We start from the raw sequence: 18,878 nt of genomic DNA on the forward strand, positions 1-18,878 counted from the left end.
TTCTAAGCATATGCTTAGAAAGGTTTTTTGATTTATTCATACCCCGACGGTTTCTCTGTGATTTCAGAGTCAACGACAATTATGTTAACGTTGAACATCCAGTTCAAGAAGTTCATGATAAAGTTCTTTACGTCTGTCCGCAAGGAAAAAGCTATCTCTCATTGAAGCTCGGTCAAAACGACGAATTTTATTAATTCGCTCTGCAGAAAGAGTGGAGATAAATATACGTTCTTCTAATACTTCTGTGTAAGAAATCACTTCACCCTTAGGACCGATCGTTAACGTTCCGCCGCTGAACTCTTTGCCTTTACCGTTACTCCCGATCAAATTACAGGCTCCCAGATATACTGAATTATCGTAGGCTCTTGTTCCCAGGTAACGCAGCCAGATTTCCTTTCGATCACCAGCAATGACAGGAGAAGCATGAGGAGCAAAAATAACCTCTGCGCCTTTCAAAGAATAAATGGCAGTCACCTCCGGAAAATGCCAATCCCAGCATATTCCAACGGCAAACGTTGTTCCCTGTGTGTAGAATACTGGAAATTGGTTACCAGGAGTAAAATAGTCCAGCTCACTTCTCCCTAAATGAACTTTGCGATAAACCATATCCTCGTTATCCGGAGACAAAATAACATGTGAAATATAGGGCTTTTCGGCCTGATTATCTTGCTCAACCAGTCCAACCAGCAAGGTAATACCCAAATCTTCTGCGCATTCTTTCAAGCGGTTTATTACTGAACAACGAATCGTATCACCAAGCTCCGATGCATACTGCGGCGAATATCCGTCCAAGGCACATTCAGGGAAACACAAGAAGGAAACCTTCTTCTTACTTGCCACTTCAGCAAGATGTGTGATGCTCATAAAATTAGCTTCTCTTTCGCCGATATGAGATTCCATTTGAACTAAGCCTATTTGACAGTCATGTTGCATAGTTTCCTCGCTCTTCCACTCGTGACATTAGAGTATTTGATAAACACTTAAACTTGCTCTTTTATTCTATGCTGTCCAATTCATTATAATCTTTACTAAGGATTTCCGATAACAATCTATGATCATGAAGCAAATCAATTAATAGACGCTCATCTTTTGACTGAGTCGCTTGGGTATTTTGATGTGCATTTGTAAGAATGCTTAAAGGACGGTAGACCGGAGCATCCTGAATTTTTAAGGACTTAAAAATCTTTTGATCACATTCCCGACGAACAGTAAGGGAAGAAATAATCGTTATCCCTAAACCTGCTGCAACGACTTCTTTGATTGCCTGAGTGCTTCCTAACTCCATACTGATGTTTAACTGTTCTGGTTCAAGGCCTCTCTCTTTGAGAGCCATTTCCATAACCTTACGTGTTCCAGAACCATCCTCACGAGTTACCAGACGCTCATGAGGCAATTCCGCAAGAGTAATGCTCTCTCTCGCTGCCCAGGGATGAAAATAAGGAAGTACGACAACCAATTCGTCTTCCCAAAACTTTTCGACGTTAAGATCCTTATGCCGTGGAACAGGTCCTTCAATTAAACCAATATGGATCTTTTTCTCTAAAACATCCTGCGATATGGAATCTGTGTTCGCAATTTTGACCTTAAAATCAACATCAGGATGATTTCTATATAAATAAGCCAGAATATTAGGAAGAATATACTCCCCTATTGTCAATGTCGCTCCTAAATAAATAAGGCCTCTCCGCCCTTTTGATAATGCACTGATCTGTTCTTTAGCATTCATAAGAATATCCAGTACACTTCGAACATGAGTATAAAATATTTCTCCCTCTTTTGTTAGGGTTACTCCTTTATTCGTTCTATCGAAAAAACGAGCACCGTATTGATTCTCCAAGTTCTGAATCTGCAAACTAATACTAGGTTGGCTCATATGGAGTTTTTTCGCAGAGAGCGTAATGTTTTTAGTTTCTGCCACTTCTTTAAAAACAAGAAAGTGTTGTTCCATGATGGTAAATCTCCCTCCTAGATTTATATCCATAAAATATTTCGCCAATTGCTTTGGTTAGCGTCAGTCATAAAAAAACAGGTTTGGTATCGTATATATTTATAATACCATTAGAAGAAAGATTATTCCAGATGAGCAAACGTTCTTTTTCTTAAATAAAGGAAATTTAAGAACTCCGCATTAGATTATGGTTCTGCGGAGTTCTTTTTTCAGCATATCCGGGTTTCAACTATACAAGATCATAAACGTTGAAATTATATCTAATTTTGGCCGGCAGCTTTCTCAAGTAACAGCCATTTTCTTTGCTTATATTGTATGGCGAGATCAACCATACGTTCAGCCCAAACTGGACACCCTACGGCATGAAGATGATTATAAGAAGCAAATACATTCTTATAATATATTCCATCATGCTGTCCGTCAATTCCATGACCACGTTTTACTTCAAAACCAAATTTTACATCAGAAGATAAATTAATAATACGAGAATTATGAAATTCGTGTCCTTTAACTTCTATATCATCATCAAACCAAGGTTGCCCCTGGTTAACTTTCATAAGTGTATACCCATGCCCTTGGGGTTTTCGCTCCATTTGAGTATCAAAGGGGAGCAATCCTACCATATTATAACTTTTATTCGAGATACTTATGGATCGCCCTAAAAACATTAATCCCCCACATTCAGCATAGATAGGTAGACCTTTTTCGGCATAGAATTTAATATCTTCCCGGATTGATTTGTTCTTTTCAAGTTCTGCAGCGAAAATCTCCGGAAATCCTCCCCCAATATATAAACCATCGAGGTCATTAGGAAGTTTACTATCAATTAGCGATTTAATAGGAATCAGATTAGCTCCAAGTCGCTGTAAGGCCTCGATATTCTCAGGATAATAAAAACTAAAAGCAGCATCCTTAATTATTCCAATATTAGGCGAACTATTCCTTGCTTTCAGATTATCGTCTGAATTATTTAAAGTTATTCCCTGGATATTTGGAACTTTCGGGGCACTTCGAGCTAACTCCAACACTAGTTCTAAATCAACATGTTGAGAAATAACCTCTGCAAAATAATCCAATAATTGATTTGTTTCATTGAATTCATCACTCGTTACTAAGCCAAGGTGGCGATCAGGAATGGTTAAATTAAGATCTTTAGGAATTGCCCCAACGACAGGAATTTTGCAAAATTCCTCAATAGACTCACGTGCAACCTTCTCATGCCGATTACGAGCAACTTTGTTAAGAACAACACCAAGTATTCGTACTTCCGGGTCAAAATGCTGATACCCCATAACCATTGCTGCAATGCTTCGAGTCATACGGGTCGCATCAACAACCAAAAGTACTGGTGTTCGTGTTATCTTAGCTATTTCAGCTGTTGAACTGCTTCCTCGCAGGTCAGATCCATCATATAATCCCATAGCGCCTTCAATAATTGTAACATCTTTGTCGCTTGAATGATTATATACGGACTCACAAAGTTCTTGATGTGTCATAAAATAAGCATCTAAATTGCGGCTTGTTGTACGAGCAGCTACAGTATGCCAACTGGTATCAATATAATCAGGGCCCTTTTTAAAAGGTTGAACCCTAACACCCTGCCGCACAAAAGCCCTTAATAATCCTAAGGTAAAAGTGGTTTTGCCACTTCTCCCTTGAGGTGCTCCAATGACGATGCGTGGGACGCTTAGGTTACTTTGATCAAGATTCACAGTCATATTTTCTGATATAGGCAACACATCATCCACACCTTTCTTGGAGCTTTTGCTTATGACTTACGCACCTCATAACAAAATTGACCACCCAACTTCCGATCCCGGGTAATGCTTGATCGAATAATCAGCAGAAACAGGATCAGAGAAGTCGGGATGGTCAACGATTTAAAACTGATGATTAAGAGTGATCGCGTCGATCAATAATTATGAATTTGGTGTTTTTACTTTACCTTTTAGGCAAATATAAGTTGTCGTAATATAGAGGTATTCAACAAGGTCCTCAGCAGTAAGTTCTTTTACGGCATCATCAACATCGCTTTTCTTCTCGCCGATGGCAACCGCAACGTCTCTACTTTTAGCTTTTTCAACCTTAGCCAAGTACTCAAGAACTTTCTTCTTGACTTCTGGGTTCGCTGGTCCTCTACCCATTTGTCTATACCCCCTAAATTTTTAATTAGTATTTAAATCCAGCAGCTGTACGGAAAGTATCCCGTGCAAAGATATAATCGTCAATAAGCATTTCCGAGAACGGCAATCCGCTGAGGCTAAAGAATTTTTCCCAGCCAATACGCTCAATCCATTCACCAAGACGTTCACCTTTTTGTGCATTCGCAATCCAGAGTTCAATAATACTTCGGATAGCTTCTGTAACTTCAGGCCAACGCGGCGGATTGTTCGGCAGGAACGGAATTACCATGCGAGAAAAGCTCGGTGCAGTACGGGCATTGGAAACTTTACCTCCGATGAGAATGGCAATACCGTCATTTCTCGGATCATAAATTTCCATAGCCGGAGACATGGTGTAGCAGTTTCCGCAGTACATGCATTTGTCTTCATTTACGACAACACTCTTGTTCTTCGGATCTGGACGAATTGCACCAGTCGGGCAGCTTGCTACCAGTGTCGGGATTTCAGTTGTCTTACGGAGTTTTTCATGGTCGATACGAGGAGGAGTACGGTGTACACCGACAATGCCGATGTCACTGCAGTGTGTTGATCCACACATATTTAAGCAGCAGGCTAAGCCCATTTTCAATTTAGCCGGGAGCTTCATGGAATTAAAATACTCATACAGGTCATCCATAACAGCCTTAACGACACCTGAAGCATCTGTTGCAGGTGTATGGCAGTGAACCCATCCTTGAGTGTGGATGATGTTACTAATGGATGCTCCTGTACCGCCAACAGCATATCCTTGAGCAGATAATGTCTCAAGAAGGGCCTTGAGTTTTGCTTCATCGGACACTAAGAATTCTACGTTGTTACGTGTGGTGAAACGCAGATGTCCATCGCAATATTGGTCAGCAAGGTTGCAAATATCACGAATGAAATCAATACTTACTAAACGAGGAGAACCTACACGCACACTATAAAGAGCAGCACCGCTCTCAGCAACGTGTTTGAGTACACCCGGTTGTGGGATCTCATGATATTGCCATTTGCCATAGTTTTCCGTAATTATTGGAGGAAGCATCTCCTTATAATTAGGAGGTCCTTGGTCTAATTTTGCCATGATTATCCACCTCTCGTTAAACTATCTATTTTATTAGAGTTTCGAACCATCAAGAGCAGTACCTGACTTGTCAAGGTCATCTTGCTGCCAGAATACATATGGGTTAGCACGCGGACGGAAGACTTGCTGTGGTACAGCCGGAATTTCACATTCACGGAGGAATTTACCCATTCCTACGCGATAAATTAATTCTCCAAGACGCTCACGAGACTTACCGTTCTCATCCCACCAATCCCAAATGCGTCTTACGAGATCTTTAAATTCTTCAAAGTCGTTTTCCGCTTCCATCTTCATGAAAGGTACAACCACTGAAGACATAAACGCGGATTGAACGATTGTTGATTTACCACCGATCAAAATGGAAGCGCCTTTTTCCTTACCAGCTTTAATTGCTTTAGGCATCATGTTGATGCAGTGCATACAACGTGTGCAATCTTCTGCAACTATGGAAAGTTCTTGAGCTTGGCTATTATAAGTCAGGCACTTAGTCGGACATTTGTCACAAACCAGACCTTGAATATCAAAGTTTTTCGCTGCATATTCTTTAACAGCTGCTTGATCAAATTGGATGGAATCACGCCAAGTACCAATGACGGAGATATCTGAGCGGGCAATTGCACCGGTGCAGTCATTAGCACAGCCTGAGAACTTAATTTTGCTCTTATAAGGCCACATTGGACGGTGAAGCTCATCCATAAATTCATTGGTAATATTATAGCATGCTTCAAGAGTATCGTAGCAGGCAAACTCACAACGGCCAGGTCCTACGCAGCAGTTGGTTGTTCTAAGGCAGGATCCAGATCCGCCCAAGTCAAAACCAGCTTCGCTATACTCATCAAATATAGGTTGGATATCCTCTGTTTTACAGCCTAGCAAAATGACGTCCCCAGTAGAGCCATGCATGTTTGTTAAGCCGCTGCCATATTTCTCCCAAATATCACAAATTGTGCGGAGTGTTTTCGTGTTGTAGAAGAATCCTGATGGTTGATTAATACGGACTGTATGGAATTCAGCAACATTTGGATAGGTTTCAGGCTCATCAACATAACGGCCGATAACACCACCGCCGTAACCTCTAACTCCAACAATTCCACCATGTTTCCAGTGTCCTCTGTGCTCAACATAAGATCTCTCCAAAACTTGGAGCAACTCGCCAGCAGATTCACTCTTAACCGCAGCGCGTTTCATTTCCGTCACAAAACTGGGCCATTTTCCTTTTTCCAGTTCGTCCAGTAGCGGCGTTTTCTTTTCCGTCATTGCACACCCTCCATCTATTATTTTATGGGGTTTCTACATTTCAGTAATAGTGACAGCACCAGTCGGGCAAACAGAAATGCAGCTTTCGCAACCCATACATTCTGATTCGTCGCCGATTACATGTGCTTTGTCATCACTAAAGCCAAGCAGGTGAGCTGGGCATCCTTCAGTACATGAATTGCAGCCAGAGCACTGATCCTCGTCAATTGATACGATAAACACTAATTACACCTCCTTAACCTTAAAAGAGAGTATTAAAAAATGAACATTGTGAGAAATAGGAGAAATCTTCTTGTGTAAATTAACACTAGTTCATATTCTTAATTTAACACCTTGTATTCTATACGTACAATATATAATTACGATTGTACAATATGCAAAATTAATTATTATACTTATCGTTAAATATGCAGCGATACGTACGTTTTCGTTTAGTGTAAACTTCAATAGTTCTCAATTTTTAAGTCCACCATAAAAAATGCGTCTCAAATTTATAGATTCATATCAATTTTAATATGTCTATACATCCAGCTGCAAAGGCGAGTTAATCCATTTTTATGAAGGTTATAGCACCATAGCCTTGAAAACATGAATGCTCTTACCATAACATGAAATAAGCAAACAGCCGAGGAACACCTGTTCCCAAATGTTTGCTTAGATGATGGACCATTCCAGATCACTGAAATGGTCCATCAGCAAATTATATGGCTAAAACTATTCTAGGAATTCAAAGAAAGGCTTTTTCATGCTTACAAGGGCATTGACCATAAGTTCAACGAGGCCGCCATACTGCAGGTTAAACTTTTCCGTGGCTTCATAGTGCTCAAGAATTGCCCGCATAGCTCCCTTACAGTTTGAACATGGGGCACAGATATACTTAACTTGAGTGGCATCTTCCATTTTGCCTTGAAATGCGCCAAGAATTTGGTTGAACTTCATCCGGGAAGCAACGTTATCTCTAAATGACGGGAAATTTTGCGAATTCATAATGGCAAACCCGCTGCCGCCGCCACAGCAATAATTATCAACACCGTGCGGTGTCATTTCTCTAAACTGTGGGCAGATTTCCCTTAAGACATTTCTCTGGGGCTCAACAATTCCCATCTGACGAACAACATTACAAGGGTCATGGAGAGTCACTGGAAAATTATTACGGCTAGGATCCATTTTCAAGCGCTTACTCTGCACCAAATCCCAGAGAAGAGGCAAGCAGCTTTCAACATTTACTTTCGCATCTCCGTAGGCCATACGATCTCCTGCAACGATAGATGCTTTATGAGCATGACCGCATTCTCCAACGATAATACGATTAACGCCGAGTGCCTTGGCTGCCTTCATCTGTGCTAAAGCAATTTGCTTAGCTTGAAAGTCATCATACCACAATCCGTAGTTAACACTGTCATAACCCATTATTTCACTGCTTAGTGTCCAATTAAGGCCTGCTTCGTTCATTAAAATTGCAAAGGCTACTGGATTTTCCGGCCAGGCAATGAATTCTCCGGCGTTATGCAAAACGAGAATATCTGCACCTTTTTTGTCAACAGGGAACTTCAATTTGATACCAAATTTCTCTTCTGTATCTTCTTCCAGAAATTCCAAGGTATCTAAGAAAGCAGGTTTTGTTAAACCTGTGGAGGAACCCGTTTTGAGTTGCAGCATAGATCCTTTATTGTGCAGAGGGGTTGGGGCAATTCCCATTTCCTGGCTAAAGATTTTACGAATTTCTTTGGAAAGAATTGAATTATCTAAGCCCAACGGGCAAGTTTGAGCACATCGCCGGCAGAGATTACAACGGTAAGCCAACTCGCCTAAACGTGCAATCGTTTCCCAATTGACATCAATGTCCGCACCTACAAAGCCGCCTAATAGTTTACCGCTCTTCGTAAAATACTTTTTCACAATTTTACGCAGGACTTCCGAGCGGAAAATTGGACGATAGAGTTCATTGTTTCCGGCTGCCTTATAGATATGGCAAGCTTCGGAACACGTGTTGCATTTTGCGCAATATTCAAAAGACAGTAACAGAGGTTCCAATATACCATTATTGGCATCCGAGAAAATTTTCTCTAAACCACTGAGAAACTTACGAACAAATTCATCTTCCTCTTCTTTCGTTTGAGGACGGGTCAGAGTATCGAGTCCAATAAAGCCGTCTAAAGATGCACAGTATTTTTCTCTCCACGCAGGCTTGGGCTCGGAAATTGGGGGCTGCATACCCGGTTTATCATAGGGAGGCAATAATGGCATAAGATTATAGGTTTCGAGTTTAATCAACTGTTCATCCGAACGTCCCAAATCTTTCGGGCGCAAATCTTTTTGATCTAACATATATTTAGTTCTCCTCTTCTCAAAAAGTTCACTTAAGAATTTTAATCCTATTTCTTCGTGGAGCTAGGTGCCTGAATATGAGGAGCTGACCAAGTGGTAGTTGGACGATAAGAAGTAGCCGCCTTCACTTTTTGCTCAATAGCGCTTCCTCTAAGATTAGGGCTGTTGTCCCACAGAACTGTATGGAAGGTAAAGTACTTTCCTACATAATGACTCATTTTGCTGAGGGGAATATAGATTAACATAATTCCGACCAGAATAACATGTAATACCAAGAGGCCATTGGCAGCAAAAGGTGTAAAGGTAATAATGCTCGCCGTAACTTCTCGAGCAGCACCAAACGTAAAATCGCTGCTCCAGGTAATGATTCCAGTAACGACTGCCGCAAAGATAAGCAAAAGATTAAAGTATTCCTGAGGTGTCGTATATTTTTTCAAAGTAGTGTCAAACATACGACGAAGAACTAACAACCCGGAACCTAACGCAACTAAGACAAGACCAATAATCCCCGTGATATAAGTTAAATAAAATAATAAAAGTCCCCAAATGCTCGTTGTATTCGCTGCAACCACAATTCCATTAAGCATTGAAATAGCCCCGGCAACTAACAGGAATGTCCAAACAAAAATAAAATAAATTCCTAAATGAAGTGCGTAAGAAAGCCACCAAAAAGGGCGCTGATTTTCGAATAACGTTTTAATGAAGACTATTTCCTTAAACATTTCGACAATTTCCCGAACATGCGAAACTTCTCGAGGTTTTTTCCACCAAGAAATCTCCTCGTAGAATGAGCCTCCGTGCTCAAATCCTTTTTCTTTCGGTACGGGATATAGTTCCATTCGCCCGTGTAATGGTAATTTTGAAAACTGATAGGCCTTATAAGCGGACAAACCAAGAAAAAGGAGTATGGCCGCATAAGCAATTAAACTTAGAAACAAAACCCTCTACCTCCTTTGTTATTATTATCACGTTTAGTGTATTTGAGTTATTTAAGCTTGTAAAATTATCATTTTTTATCCTACCATATCATTATCTAATTGTATCTTTATGGTGCACACATCTAATTTTTTATTCAAAAAAGGCTTAATGATCTGATATTTCTTAATTATAATTACTGTTTGACAAAATATTTACATTTTTTTTAGACTCTAACCAAAAACGTAATATTTAGCTTTTATTAATTATTGTTTTCGTATAACATAAATACATCATTATTAAAAAACTGCAAGGAGGTTATTGTATGAAAGCATTAATAACGTTAACTGCCAGCGAATCTAAACGTCTTATTGCCAGAGGGGTTAAGGGAATGTCTTGTGTTCAGAATGCTTTAAACAACCATGCTGTTATCATCGCAGGAGGTACAACAAATGCTTTTGTAGCTGAAGAATTGCTAGGGGTAACCATTGAAGATAAGACAGGCTACACAATGGGCATTGTTACCAAAGGAGAGTTAGGAATCAGCCGCTCTACAAAGAAAACTGCTCCTTATGTCATTGTTGAGGGAAAGGTTATTGAGACCCCTTGGAAAGAATATCTTCCTAAGTTAAAATCCGGCGATATCTTTATCAAAGGTGGAAATGCTGTCGATCACACCGGTTTAACGGCTGTGATGGTTTCAGATGCTTCGGGCGGAACCATTGGGGCAGCACAGGGATTACTCTATGCCCGCGGAGTAAAGCTGATCGTTCCTATCGGCCTTGAAAAAATGGTGCCTGATGTGCGTCAGGCTGTAGAGTTTATGACCAAATCCAGCGTAGATGAGTCGATTGGGCATAAGGTTGGTCTTATCCCAATGTTGGGGGCAACTCCAGTCACTGAGTTAACCGCACTGGAAACTTTATATGATGTGGAAGCTCGCTGCATTGCTGCCGGAGGTGTCGATGGTTCGGAAGGATCCGTCATCATAGCCATTGAAGGCCTCGACGAGGAGGTTCAACGAGCTTTGCGAGATCTTCAAACCGTAAAAGGAGAGCCTCCCGTTTCTGTGCGTTAGATGTCCGGAAAACCGTACTTGATAAACTTAAGATATAATATTAAAAGAGGATTATTCTCCCGGCGACAAGGGAATAATCCTCTTTTGCATTTCTTGTTTACGTTCGACTAGTTTCTCGGCGGACGTGGTCCAAAAAATTGATAATAATGACATTCTAGTCGTCCATTATAAAGTTTTCTGCTTTTATCCCAGCGCCTCCCCATCAAGCGTTCGGGATATTGTTGATTCGTAATAACATGGAGAGACCAGTTTTCTAAACGGTTAAAGGTCTCACCAAGTTCAAGATAAAGCTGTTCAATTTCGTCCTTTTGACCTAATCGCTCCCCATAGGGTGGATTCGTAATAATATGACCATAATTATATCTTGATCCGACCTCCGCCACCGGCAAACGCTGAAAATGAATCAGATCACTGAGGCCGGCCTCCTGAGCATGTATCCTTGCTAAAGACAGAGCCTTAGGGTCAATATCTGAACCATAAATATGTAGGTCTTTACTGTGTTCTTGAAGATCAAGGGCCTCTTGAAAAGCTTCCTGCCAAAACTCTTTGGAAATACATTGCCACTTTTCGGCATCAAAGCTTCGCTTGAGGCCAGGCGCCTGATTAAGGGCAATCATGGCTGCTTCAATTAGGATCGTTCCCGTCCCGCAGAAAGGGTCTAATAAAGCTCGTTCTTTATGCCAATGACTCAATTGAACCATTGCTGCAGCTAGAGTCTCTTTTAGAGGTGCTTGACCCGCAAGTTTACGGTAACCGCGTTTATGCAGACCAAGTCCGGAAGTATCGATTGTCAAAGTAGCCTCGTTATTCAGAAGGGCAACCTCAATTTGATAGCGGGGCCCCGTTTCTTCGAACCAACTACGGCCATATTTCTCCTTTAACCGTTCCACAATTGCTTTTTTAACTATGGCCTGGCAGTCAGAAACACTGAATAGCTTTGATTTAATTGATTTTCCTTGGACAGGAAAGTTCGCATCTTCGGGAAGCCATTCTTCCCAAGGTAATTTTTTCGTCTCTTGAAAGAGCTCTTCAAAGGTCATAGCCTTGAAAGAACCGATTTTTAACAGGACGCGATCAGAACTTCGCAGCCAAATGTTTGAGCGGCAAATTCCCAGCTCATCAGCGACATAAGTAACCTTTCCATTTTCGACGACTTGATCGAAATACCCCAGTTCCTTCAACTCTCGGGCGACAATAGATTCTAAACCAAAGGCAGCCGTTGCTATTAACTGTAATTTAGCCATTTTGAATTCAACCCCTCAAATATTTACGACTAACCTCTTCAACTTCGGAAAAGGTCCTTGTCTACTATACGTTTAAGAGATAATAATAGCAAGTATGGAACCGTCGCAATTTTCTGTATCAAACAGAATAATCGCGAACATGCGTTCTTAATAGAGAAATCTTAACCAAATTCTGTATTATTATTGAATCATGAGGTCTGAGAAAAGATTATCATGTTTTTAATAGCTATCATTTCGCGGTGTAAATCTCAACGATCTTTATAATAACATCGACCGCTTTTTCCAGAGCAAACGTGGGAATAAATTCAAATTTTCCATGAAAATTATGTCCGCCGGTAAAAATATTTGGCGTAGGTAACCCCATAAATGATAGTCTCGCACCATCAGTTCCGCCTCTAATCGGACGGATATCCGGCACCACGCCAACTTCATTCATGGCCTTTTCCGCATTCTCAAGAATATGCTTTACAGGTTCGATCTTTTCTTTCATATTGAAGTATTGATCCTTAATCTCAATGGAAAACCTTCCAGCTCCATGTTTTTCATTAAGATCATTGATAATCTGCTGTAAATCATCTTTTCTTCGCTTGAAGGAGTTTATATCGAAATCACGTACTATATAATTAAGGATTGTCTCTTCTACGTTTCCTTGAATATCAGTCAAGTGATAAAATCCTTCATATCCTTCGGTATTGGCAGGAGTTTCATCCGTTGGCAGCTTCATAATAAATTCTTGAGCCAGCAAAATAGCATTAATCATTTTACCCTTAGCCGATCCTGGGTGAACATTTCTGCCCTGGACTTTAACCTTTGCCCCGGCCGCATTAAAATTTTCATATTCTAATTCACCGATTGCACCACCATCAACGGTATAAGCAAACTCTGCACCAAATCTCTGAACATCGAAATAGTCCGCTCCCCTGCCTACTTCCTCGTTAGGGGTAAAAGCAATGCAAATCATCCCATGTGAAATTTCCTTATGACTCTGCAGATAATCAATGGCTGTCATCACCTCCGCGATTCCTGCCTTGTCATCTGCTCCAAGTAAGGTTGTTCCGTCGGTGGTAATTAGATTTTTCCCGCGGTAATTTAATAATTCCGGAAAGTCCTTAGGTGATAAAACAATATTATTATCTCCGTTGAGGACAATATCACCGCCATCATAATTTTCAATAAGCTGAGGTTTTACATCCTTACCAGGCATATCGGGGCTTGTATCCAGATGGGCGATAAAACCAATTGGCGGAATATGTTTGGTGGTATTTGCCGGCAAATGAGCAAGGACATATCCCTTTTCATCGACGGAAGCATCGTCTAACCCCAGAGCTTTAAGTTCTTCTACGAGAGTATCAGCCAATTTAAATTGCCCTGGAGTTGTGAGGACATTGGTTTCTTCACTGGATTGTGTATCAAATTTTACATAATGTAAGAATCGTTCAATTACAGTTGTCATCTTTAAACCTCCATCTTTAGCAAAACTATTTTTACAATACATAGGTTTTTAAGCTCGGTTAACGATTAATTATACCATCAACTTACCATAAACCGCATTTACTGAATTCAAGCCTCAGCCCTAGGCTGAGGCTTGAAAACTAGAGCTCGCTATTAGGGTTTTCTTTAAGATCCTTACCTTTTTTCTGATGCTGTTTGAATTCTGCTCGCCGAGAATCATACTTGGCGCTGGCAAGACCTTTTGGGTGTTTTTGGATTTCACCTGACTTTTTCATAGTTACCTCCATACTTTTGCAAGTGAATTTCAATGTTAGTATGTTACACAGGAGAATATATCATGTAGTCAAATTCTTTAGTCACCTTTTGATTAAATAATAATATGATGCTGAAGAAACATATTTTTAACCGAAAGAGATGATTACATGAACTATAAACTTTCAGAATCAATTTATAGACATCTTGTTATGGGGACAGACATGAAGATTCCCTTATACAACGGGGAATGGGTAACGGGTATTAATTTTGATAATGCTGCGTCAACCCCCCCTTTAGTTTCTGTCATGGAGGAAATAAATCGCTTCGCACCAATGTATTCTTCAGTTCATCGCGGTACAGGGTACAAATCGCAATATTCTTCCCAGATCTACGAAGAAGCGAGATCGATCGTTCTTAATTTCGTCAATGCTGACCCCGATAACGATACGGCGATTTTTGTTAAAAATACGACGGAAGCCATTAATAAATTGTCTTATCGCCTTTGCGAAGACAATAAGAAAAGTGTAGTTTTATCCACATGGATGGAGCATCATTCCAACGATTTGCCGTGGAGAAACAAATTTCAAGTAGATTATGTAGAGGTAAACTCTCAGGGAAAACTAAACATAACGGACTTGGAAAACAAGCTAATACGCTATAAGGGGAAAGTAAAATTAGTTACAGTTACCGGAGCATCAAACGTAACCGGCTATATTAATCCCATACATAAAATAGCCGAATTAGCTCATCGTTATCGAGCTAAAATCCTTGTGGATGGTGCTCAAATGGTACCCCATACCGTTGTCAATATGAGGCCGGAAAACCCGCTTCAGCGTATCGATTATCTGGCATTTTCGGCTCACAAAATGTACGCACCCTTTGGCAGCGGAGTCCTGATCGGACCTCGTGAAACCTTCCAAAAAGGGGTCTCAGAAATGGTAGGGGGTGGAACCGCAGAGATCGTGACCCACAATTGGGTTTTTTGGAACGACTCTCCAATGAAGGATGAAGCCGGCTCTCCAAATGTTATCGGGGTTGTCGCTCTTGTCGCTGCCATAAAAACGTTGTGTGCTTTAGACCTAAAAAAAATTGATCACTATGAATATCAGCTTACCGAATATGCTTATTCGGGACTAAGATCAATTCCGGGCATTACACTGTATACTCAACTCAGCCCGGGGGAACCCCATATAGGCGTCATTCCCTTCAATATTAAAGGCATGCACCACGAACGGGTTGGTTCAATCCTCTCTCAGGAAGCCGGTATCGCCGTTCGGACGGGTTGCTTCTGTACTCAACCCTATATCCAGAAATTACTATCAATTTCTCCGAAACAAATGGAGTATTACAAAAAGAGCCGAAATTCTTCTCGCCCAGGTGTCGTCCGTATAAGTTTTGGCCTCTATAATAATTTTAACGAAATAAATATTCTCCTGCAAACCCTGGAGCAAATTGTCAGGCACCCCACAATGAGCATCTCCTAGGTTATACAATTCTAATTTTTACTTATACTAGCTTTAGAAAACAAATTCTAAGGGGTGTAAGTATTGGAGAAAAAGATGAATATTCTCATGTTCAGCGGTGACTATGATAAAGCCTTAGCAGCACTCATACTCGCCAATACTGCAAAAGAATTAGGGGTTAATGTGAGCATGTTTTTTGCTTTTTGGGGATTATTTTTGGTAAGAGATCCATCTAAGTTATCAGCAGACGATAAAACTGCCTTTGAAAAAATCTTCGGTTTGATGACACCCAAAGGACCGGAAGAACTGCCCCTTTCTCGCATGAATATGGCAGGCTTAGGAAAACAAATGCTCCTTGAGATGATGAATGATGACGAGACCCCCACACTCACCGATTTCCTTAATGGGGCCCGAAAAAAAGGAGTAACCTTTTTTGGCTGTAAGCTCTCTGTTGAGGTCATGGGCTTCAAAGAGGATGAATTACTGCCGGAGGTCCAAATTATTACTGCTAAGGAATACTTAAAAGATGCCTTAGAGTCAGATATGCAGCTCTTTATCTAATCACTTACTGCTAATTCCCAATGCCTCCTTCGCAAGCCGGTCCACGTAATCGTTAAACCGATTACCACTGTGACCGGCTACCTTTTCGAAAGTGTAGAGGCCTTGGTACTCTTTCATAAATGTTACATAGGCTTGTGTAAATTTATTCTTGGCTTTCCAGGCCCCAGTTACCCAATTGGCAATTCCTGAATAGTCGTGATAAATTCTTATCTTGGCATTCAGACTCTTAGCCTTTTTCACAGCATGTATTACCGCCGCAATTTCTCCGGCAACATTCCTCATAATGGCAGCTTCATGATTTTCTCCATCTCCATTCGCTTCAAAAATAACTTGTCCCTCTTTGACAAAAACATAGCCAAAGGAATACTTCCCATTGCGATAACTGCCATCAGTATAAACGTCATAGTCATACTCCCAATTCGCATCACATACTTTATCTTTAGAGGAGTTTGTCTTGATCTCACCCTTTTGATTTTCTCCATCATCTTTCCAGGCAAGGGCTTCAGCTTTCGTTTCGAACCCTTTAAAAACCGCTCCTTTATACCCTTTAACTGCTGCCTGACAATCAGGCCAATTATTGAAAAGCCCCTTCTTATAGCCCTCTTTTACAACATAAAAATTCTTTTTTCCCAAAGCTGCAAAACCCCTTTTGACTAAATTTGGAGCTTTTTTCTCACATACAATATTATAGTATAAGTCTTGTTATCTCGAAACAAGACTGAATAACATATTTGTTTTATGCAGAATAGTCTAAATATTATTTATAAACAGGAAGGATTAACCAATTATCCGTCGAATTCATAAGGATAACTACAGTATATACCCGTACAACCTAAGTTCAAGCCAAAAAGACATGAACTAAAAGGGGGAAAAACAATGGAAACTTACCGGGTGAAGGTCGGCGCAGAAGGAGAAATCTCATTACCCTTGGAATTGAGAAACCTCTTTGGATTAGCTCCAGGAGACACTTTAGATTTATGTGTTGATTCTGAAGGCAAAGTTTTCGTAAGAACTGCCGAGCGTTCAGTCGAACCTCTTTCCGATTTTTTTGAAGACCTGATTATCGGTGATTTACATAGCGCCGGATTTACAGGCGACGAGCTTAAGAATAGATTACTGGAACAAAAATTAAAGTTAAGCACAGTCCTTGATCGTATGGCAGAAGAAGGTTACCGGGCTCACAAAAATTTCCAATCCGTGAAATGGCGCGCCGTCCAAAGCATAAAACCATTGGAGGAGAGCATAAAATCATCTTCAACGCCTTATCAAGTTATCATAACCACCCGGGGAATTCATGACTTAGCGGTCCTCCAACCGGCAGAGCTTAAGGAAATACCCGCAGTGTTAAGCCGACTCGAAGAAGATCCCTTGGGATTCAAAAGGCTAAAAGGGCCCTATTATGAAACATACCGTGTTTCTTTCCGCTGCGGTCACAAGGAATACCGAGTCGTTTACACCGTATTTGCCCCTGAAAATCTAGTCGTCGTGTTAACCATCGGGAAAAGAAAAGCAATCTTTGAAAAACTGAACGGCATTGCCTAAAGGAGCAAGTTTTGTGATCGAAGGTTACAACTCCAGCTATTTTAAAGACTCCCCAAAATACCGATGGTTTATTTTAGCAACAGTTTCCATTGGGACTTTTATGTCAACGTTGGACAGCAGTATTGTCAGTGTAGCTTTACCGACAATCTCAGGAAAACTACAAGCAAACCTATCAACGCTGCAATGGGTAGTTACTGCCTATTTATTAACCATCTCCAGTCTGCTCCCTGTTTTTGGGCGCTTAGCTGATCTTATTGGGAGAAAACGAGTATACTCTTTTGGATTTATTATTTTCACTCTTGGTTCTGCACTTTGCGGCATGGCGACAAATATCTGGTTTCTCATCGGTATGCGTGTCTTCCAGGCAATTGGGGCATCGATCCTCATGGCAAATAGCCCTGCCATTATTACTGCAAATTTCCCTCCAAAAGAACGGGGAAAAGCTTTGGGGCTAACCGGAACTGTTGTTGCTTTGGGAAGTCTTACCGGTCCCGCCCTCGGCGGTTTATTAGTTGGGTTGTTAAACTGGCGTACTATATTTTACATCAATTTACCTATTGGAATTGTAGGATACATAGCCGCCCTCCTAATTCTTCCGTTAGACACACCCCCGCAAATCAATGAGACTTTCGACTTCATAGGTGCCTTTCTTTTTATCGGCGGCATGCTGTGCCTTTTATTTTCCCTTAGTAATGGTCAAGATTGGGGATGGAAATCTTATCCGATTAGAGGTGGCTTAATCATCGGTCTCCTCTTATTGATAGCATTTTTCTTGGCCGAAATTCGCGTTTCAAGCCCTATGATTGATCTGTCCCTATTCCGAATCCGGCCTTTTTTAGTGGGAAATATGACTGGATTTCTTTCTTTTGTTGCAATGTTTGCCAATACCATGCTGATGCCTTTTTACCTACAGCATGTTTTAAATTATGATCCCACCCAAGTTGGGTTAATAATGACCTCTTTTCCCCTGATGTTGGCAATTTCTGCACCAATCAGCGGACACATCTCGGATATAATCGGCCCACACATCCTGACCACAAGCGGTTTAATCGTCTTCGCCTCAGGCTTTTTATACTTGTCCAGTCTAACCACCTGCTCACTATCTTGGCAAATCGTACCAGGCCTTTTGCTGATAGGTTTGGGTTGTGGCCTTTTCCAATCTCCCAATAACAGCAGTGTCATGAGTTCAGTTCCAGCTATAAAATTAGGTATTGCCGGTGGAATTAACGCCCTGCTCCGAAATGTTGGCATGGTTATTGGAATCTCTTATTCAGTATCCTTATTCGAAAACAGACAGGCAATCCTGCTGAAAGGTATCGCCTCTCCGACAGCGGAACAACAAGCAAATGCTTTTGTCGGGGCTTATCAGATTGTCATGTTAACCTCAATGGGAATTGCAATTGTCGCTGGTTTACTCTCTCTTAACCGCAAAGGCTATTATCAGCCTGAAGCTTAAAATTTTATACAAAACCCCAAAAATCAATTTCTTAATATTATGATCAAATCTAAAAGCCAAACAATACCGTACCTAACCTTCAAGAAGTAAAAAATGCCTTCTGTCGTAGGATCATAACTACGATAGAAGGCTTTTAGTGTCTGAAAAATTG

18 protein-coding genes are annotated in these 18,878 nt (G+C 40.8%); 5 read left to right on the forward strand and 13 right to left on the reverse strand.

Features of this window, described 5'->3' with window-relative positions; genetic code table 11:
- Window positions 1–84: 84 nt before the first annotated feature.
- From ACPUYX_RS12275 to ACPUYX_RS12315, 9 genes are all read right to left on the reverse strand, one after another.
- Window positions 85–933, reverse strand: coding sequence for a nitrilase-related carbon-nitrogen hydrolase (locus ACPUYX_RS12275; protein ID WP_426379950.1), 849 nt, complete (start codon window positions 931–933; stop codon window positions 85–87).
- A gap of 61 nt (window positions 934–994) precedes the next feature.
- Window positions 995–1,948 carry a LysR family transcriptional regulator gene (locus ACPUYX_RS12280; RefSeq protein WP_170932732.1) on the reverse strand — a complete coding sequence of 318 codons (954 nt, stop codon included), beginning with the start codon at window positions 1,946–1,948 and terminating at the stop codon, window positions 995–997.
- Between the two features lie 260 nt (window positions 1,949–2,208).
- Window positions 2,209–3,666: a cobyrinate a,c-diamide synthase gene (locus tag ACPUYX_RS12285; protein WP_426380126.1), complete on the reverse strand. Its 1,458-nt coding sequence runs from the start codon at window positions 3,664–3,666 to the stop codon at window positions 2,209–2,211.
- A gap of 201 nt (window positions 3,667–3,867) precedes the next feature.
- Window positions 3,868–4,092, reverse strand: coding sequence for a hypothetical protein (locus ACPUYX_RS12290; RefSeq protein WP_047808164.1), 225 nt, complete (start codon window positions 4,090–4,092; stop codon window positions 3,868–3,870).
- Between the two features lie 25 nt (window positions 4,093–4,117).
- Entirely contained in the window at window positions 4,118–5,176 is a 1,059-nt protein-coding gene (gene dsrB / locus ACPUYX_RS12295; RefSeq protein ID WP_426379951.1) for a dissimilatory-type sulfite reductase subunit beta, read from the reverse strand.
- Window positions 5,177–5,209: 33 nt separating this feature from the next.
- Window positions 5,210–6,433: a dissimilatory-type sulfite reductase subunit alpha gene (gene dsrA / locus ACPUYX_RS12300; protein WP_426379952.1), complete on the reverse strand. Its 1,224-nt coding sequence runs from the start codon at window positions 6,431–6,433 to the stop codon at window positions 5,210–5,212.
- Between the two features lie 33 nt (window positions 6,434–6,466).
- Entirely contained in the window at window positions 6,467–6,655 is a 189-nt protein-coding gene (locus ACPUYX_RS12305; RefSeq protein WP_047808167.1) for an ATP-binding protein, read from the reverse strand.
- 492 nt (window positions 6,656–7,147) lie between these two features.
- Window positions 7,148–8,761, reverse strand: a complete 1,614-nt coding sequence (locus ACPUYX_RS12310) for a (Fe-S)-binding protein (RefSeq protein WP_426379953.1) — start codon at window positions 8,759–8,761, stop codon at window positions 7,148–7,150.
- 47 nt (window positions 8,762–8,808) lie between these two features.
- On the reverse strand, window positions 8,809–9,699 hold the full coding sequence (locus tag ACPUYX_RS12315; RefSeq protein WP_426379954.1) for a respiratory nitrate reductase subunit gamma: 891 nt from the start codon (window positions 9,697–9,699) through the stop codon (window positions 8,809–8,811).
- Window positions 9,700–10,001: 302 nt separating this feature from the next.
- Here ACPUYX_RS12315 and ACPUYX_RS12320 point away from each other — a divergent pair, with 302 nt between their 5' ends.
- The gene (locus ACPUYX_RS12320; protein WP_426379955.1) at window positions 10,002–10,754 is read left to right on the forward strand and encodes a hypothetical protein; all 753 of its coding nucleotides are present in this window, start codon (window positions 10,002–10,004) and stop codon (window positions 10,752–10,754) included.
- Between the two features lie 107 nt (window positions 10,755–10,861).
- Here ACPUYX_RS12320 and ACPUYX_RS12325 read toward each other — a convergent pair whose 3' ends face one another.
- The 3 genes from ACPUYX_RS12325 to ACPUYX_RS12335 form a co-directional block, all read right to left on the reverse strand.
- A complete protein-coding gene (locus tag ACPUYX_RS12325; RefSeq protein ID WP_426379956.1) occupies window positions 10,862–11,998 on the reverse strand; it encodes a THUMP domain-containing class I SAM-dependent RNA methyltransferase in 1,137 nt (378 codons plus the stop codon).
- A gap of 229 nt (window positions 11,999–12,227) precedes the next feature.
- Complete coding sequence (gene pepT / locus ACPUYX_RS12330; protein ID WP_426379957.1) at window positions 12,228–13,451, reverse strand: peptidase T; 1,224 nt, start codon at window positions 13,449–13,451, stop codon at window positions 12,228–12,230.
- Window positions 13,452–13,590: 139 nt separating this feature from the next.
- Complete coding sequence (locus tag ACPUYX_RS12335; protein ID WP_282433362.1) at window positions 13,591–13,725, reverse strand: hypothetical protein; 135 nt, start codon at window positions 13,723–13,725, stop codon at window positions 13,591–13,593.
- A gap of 147 nt (window positions 13,726–13,872) precedes the next feature.
- Here ACPUYX_RS12335 and ACPUYX_RS12340 point away from each other — a divergent pair, with 147 nt between their 5' ends.
- The gene (locus tag ACPUYX_RS12340; protein ID WP_426379958.1) at window positions 13,873–15,189 is read left to right on the forward strand and encodes an aminotransferase class V-fold PLP-dependent enzyme; all 1,317 of its coding nucleotides are present in this window, start codon (window positions 13,873–13,875) and stop codon (window positions 15,187–15,189) included.
- 63 nt (window positions 15,190–15,252) lie between these two features.
- A complete protein-coding gene (locus tag ACPUYX_RS12345; RefSeq protein WP_426379959.1) occupies window positions 15,253–15,729 on the forward strand; it encodes a DsrE/DsrF/DrsH-like family protein in 477 nt (158 codons plus the stop codon).
- On the opposite strand, the gene ACPUYX_RS12350 is transcribed toward ACPUYX_RS12345, so the two are convergent.
- On the reverse strand, window positions 15,730–16,362 hold the full coding sequence (locus tag ACPUYX_RS12350; RefSeq protein WP_426379960.1) for a viroplasmin family protein: 633 nt from the start codon (window positions 16,360–16,362) through the stop codon (window positions 15,730–15,732). It lies immediately after the preceding gene.
- Window positions 16,363–16,605: 243 nt separating this feature from the next.
- Here ACPUYX_RS12350 and ACPUYX_RS12355 point away from each other — a divergent pair, with 243 nt between their 5' ends.
- Both ACPUYX_RS12355 and ACPUYX_RS12360 read left to right on the forward strand, forming a co-directional pair.
- Complete coding sequence (locus tag ACPUYX_RS12355) at window positions 16,606–17,271, forward strand: AbrB family transcriptional regulator (RefSeq protein ID WP_426379961.1); 666 nt, start codon at window positions 16,606–16,608, stop codon at window positions 17,269–17,271.
- A gap of 13 nt (window positions 17,272–17,284) precedes the next feature.
- Window positions 17,285–18,727, forward strand: coding sequence for an MFS transporter (locus ACPUYX_RS12360; RefSeq protein WP_426379962.1), 1,443 nt, complete (start codon window positions 17,285–17,287; stop codon window positions 18,725–18,727).
- The last annotated feature ends 151 nt before the right edge of the window (window positions 18,728–18,878 follow it).

This window comes from Desulfosporosinus sp. SYSU MS00001 (genome assembly GCF_049943955.1).
Taxonomy (GTDB): domain Bacteria; phylum Bacillota; class Desulfitobacteriia; order Desulfitobacteriales; family Desulfitobacteriaceae; genus Desulfosporosinus.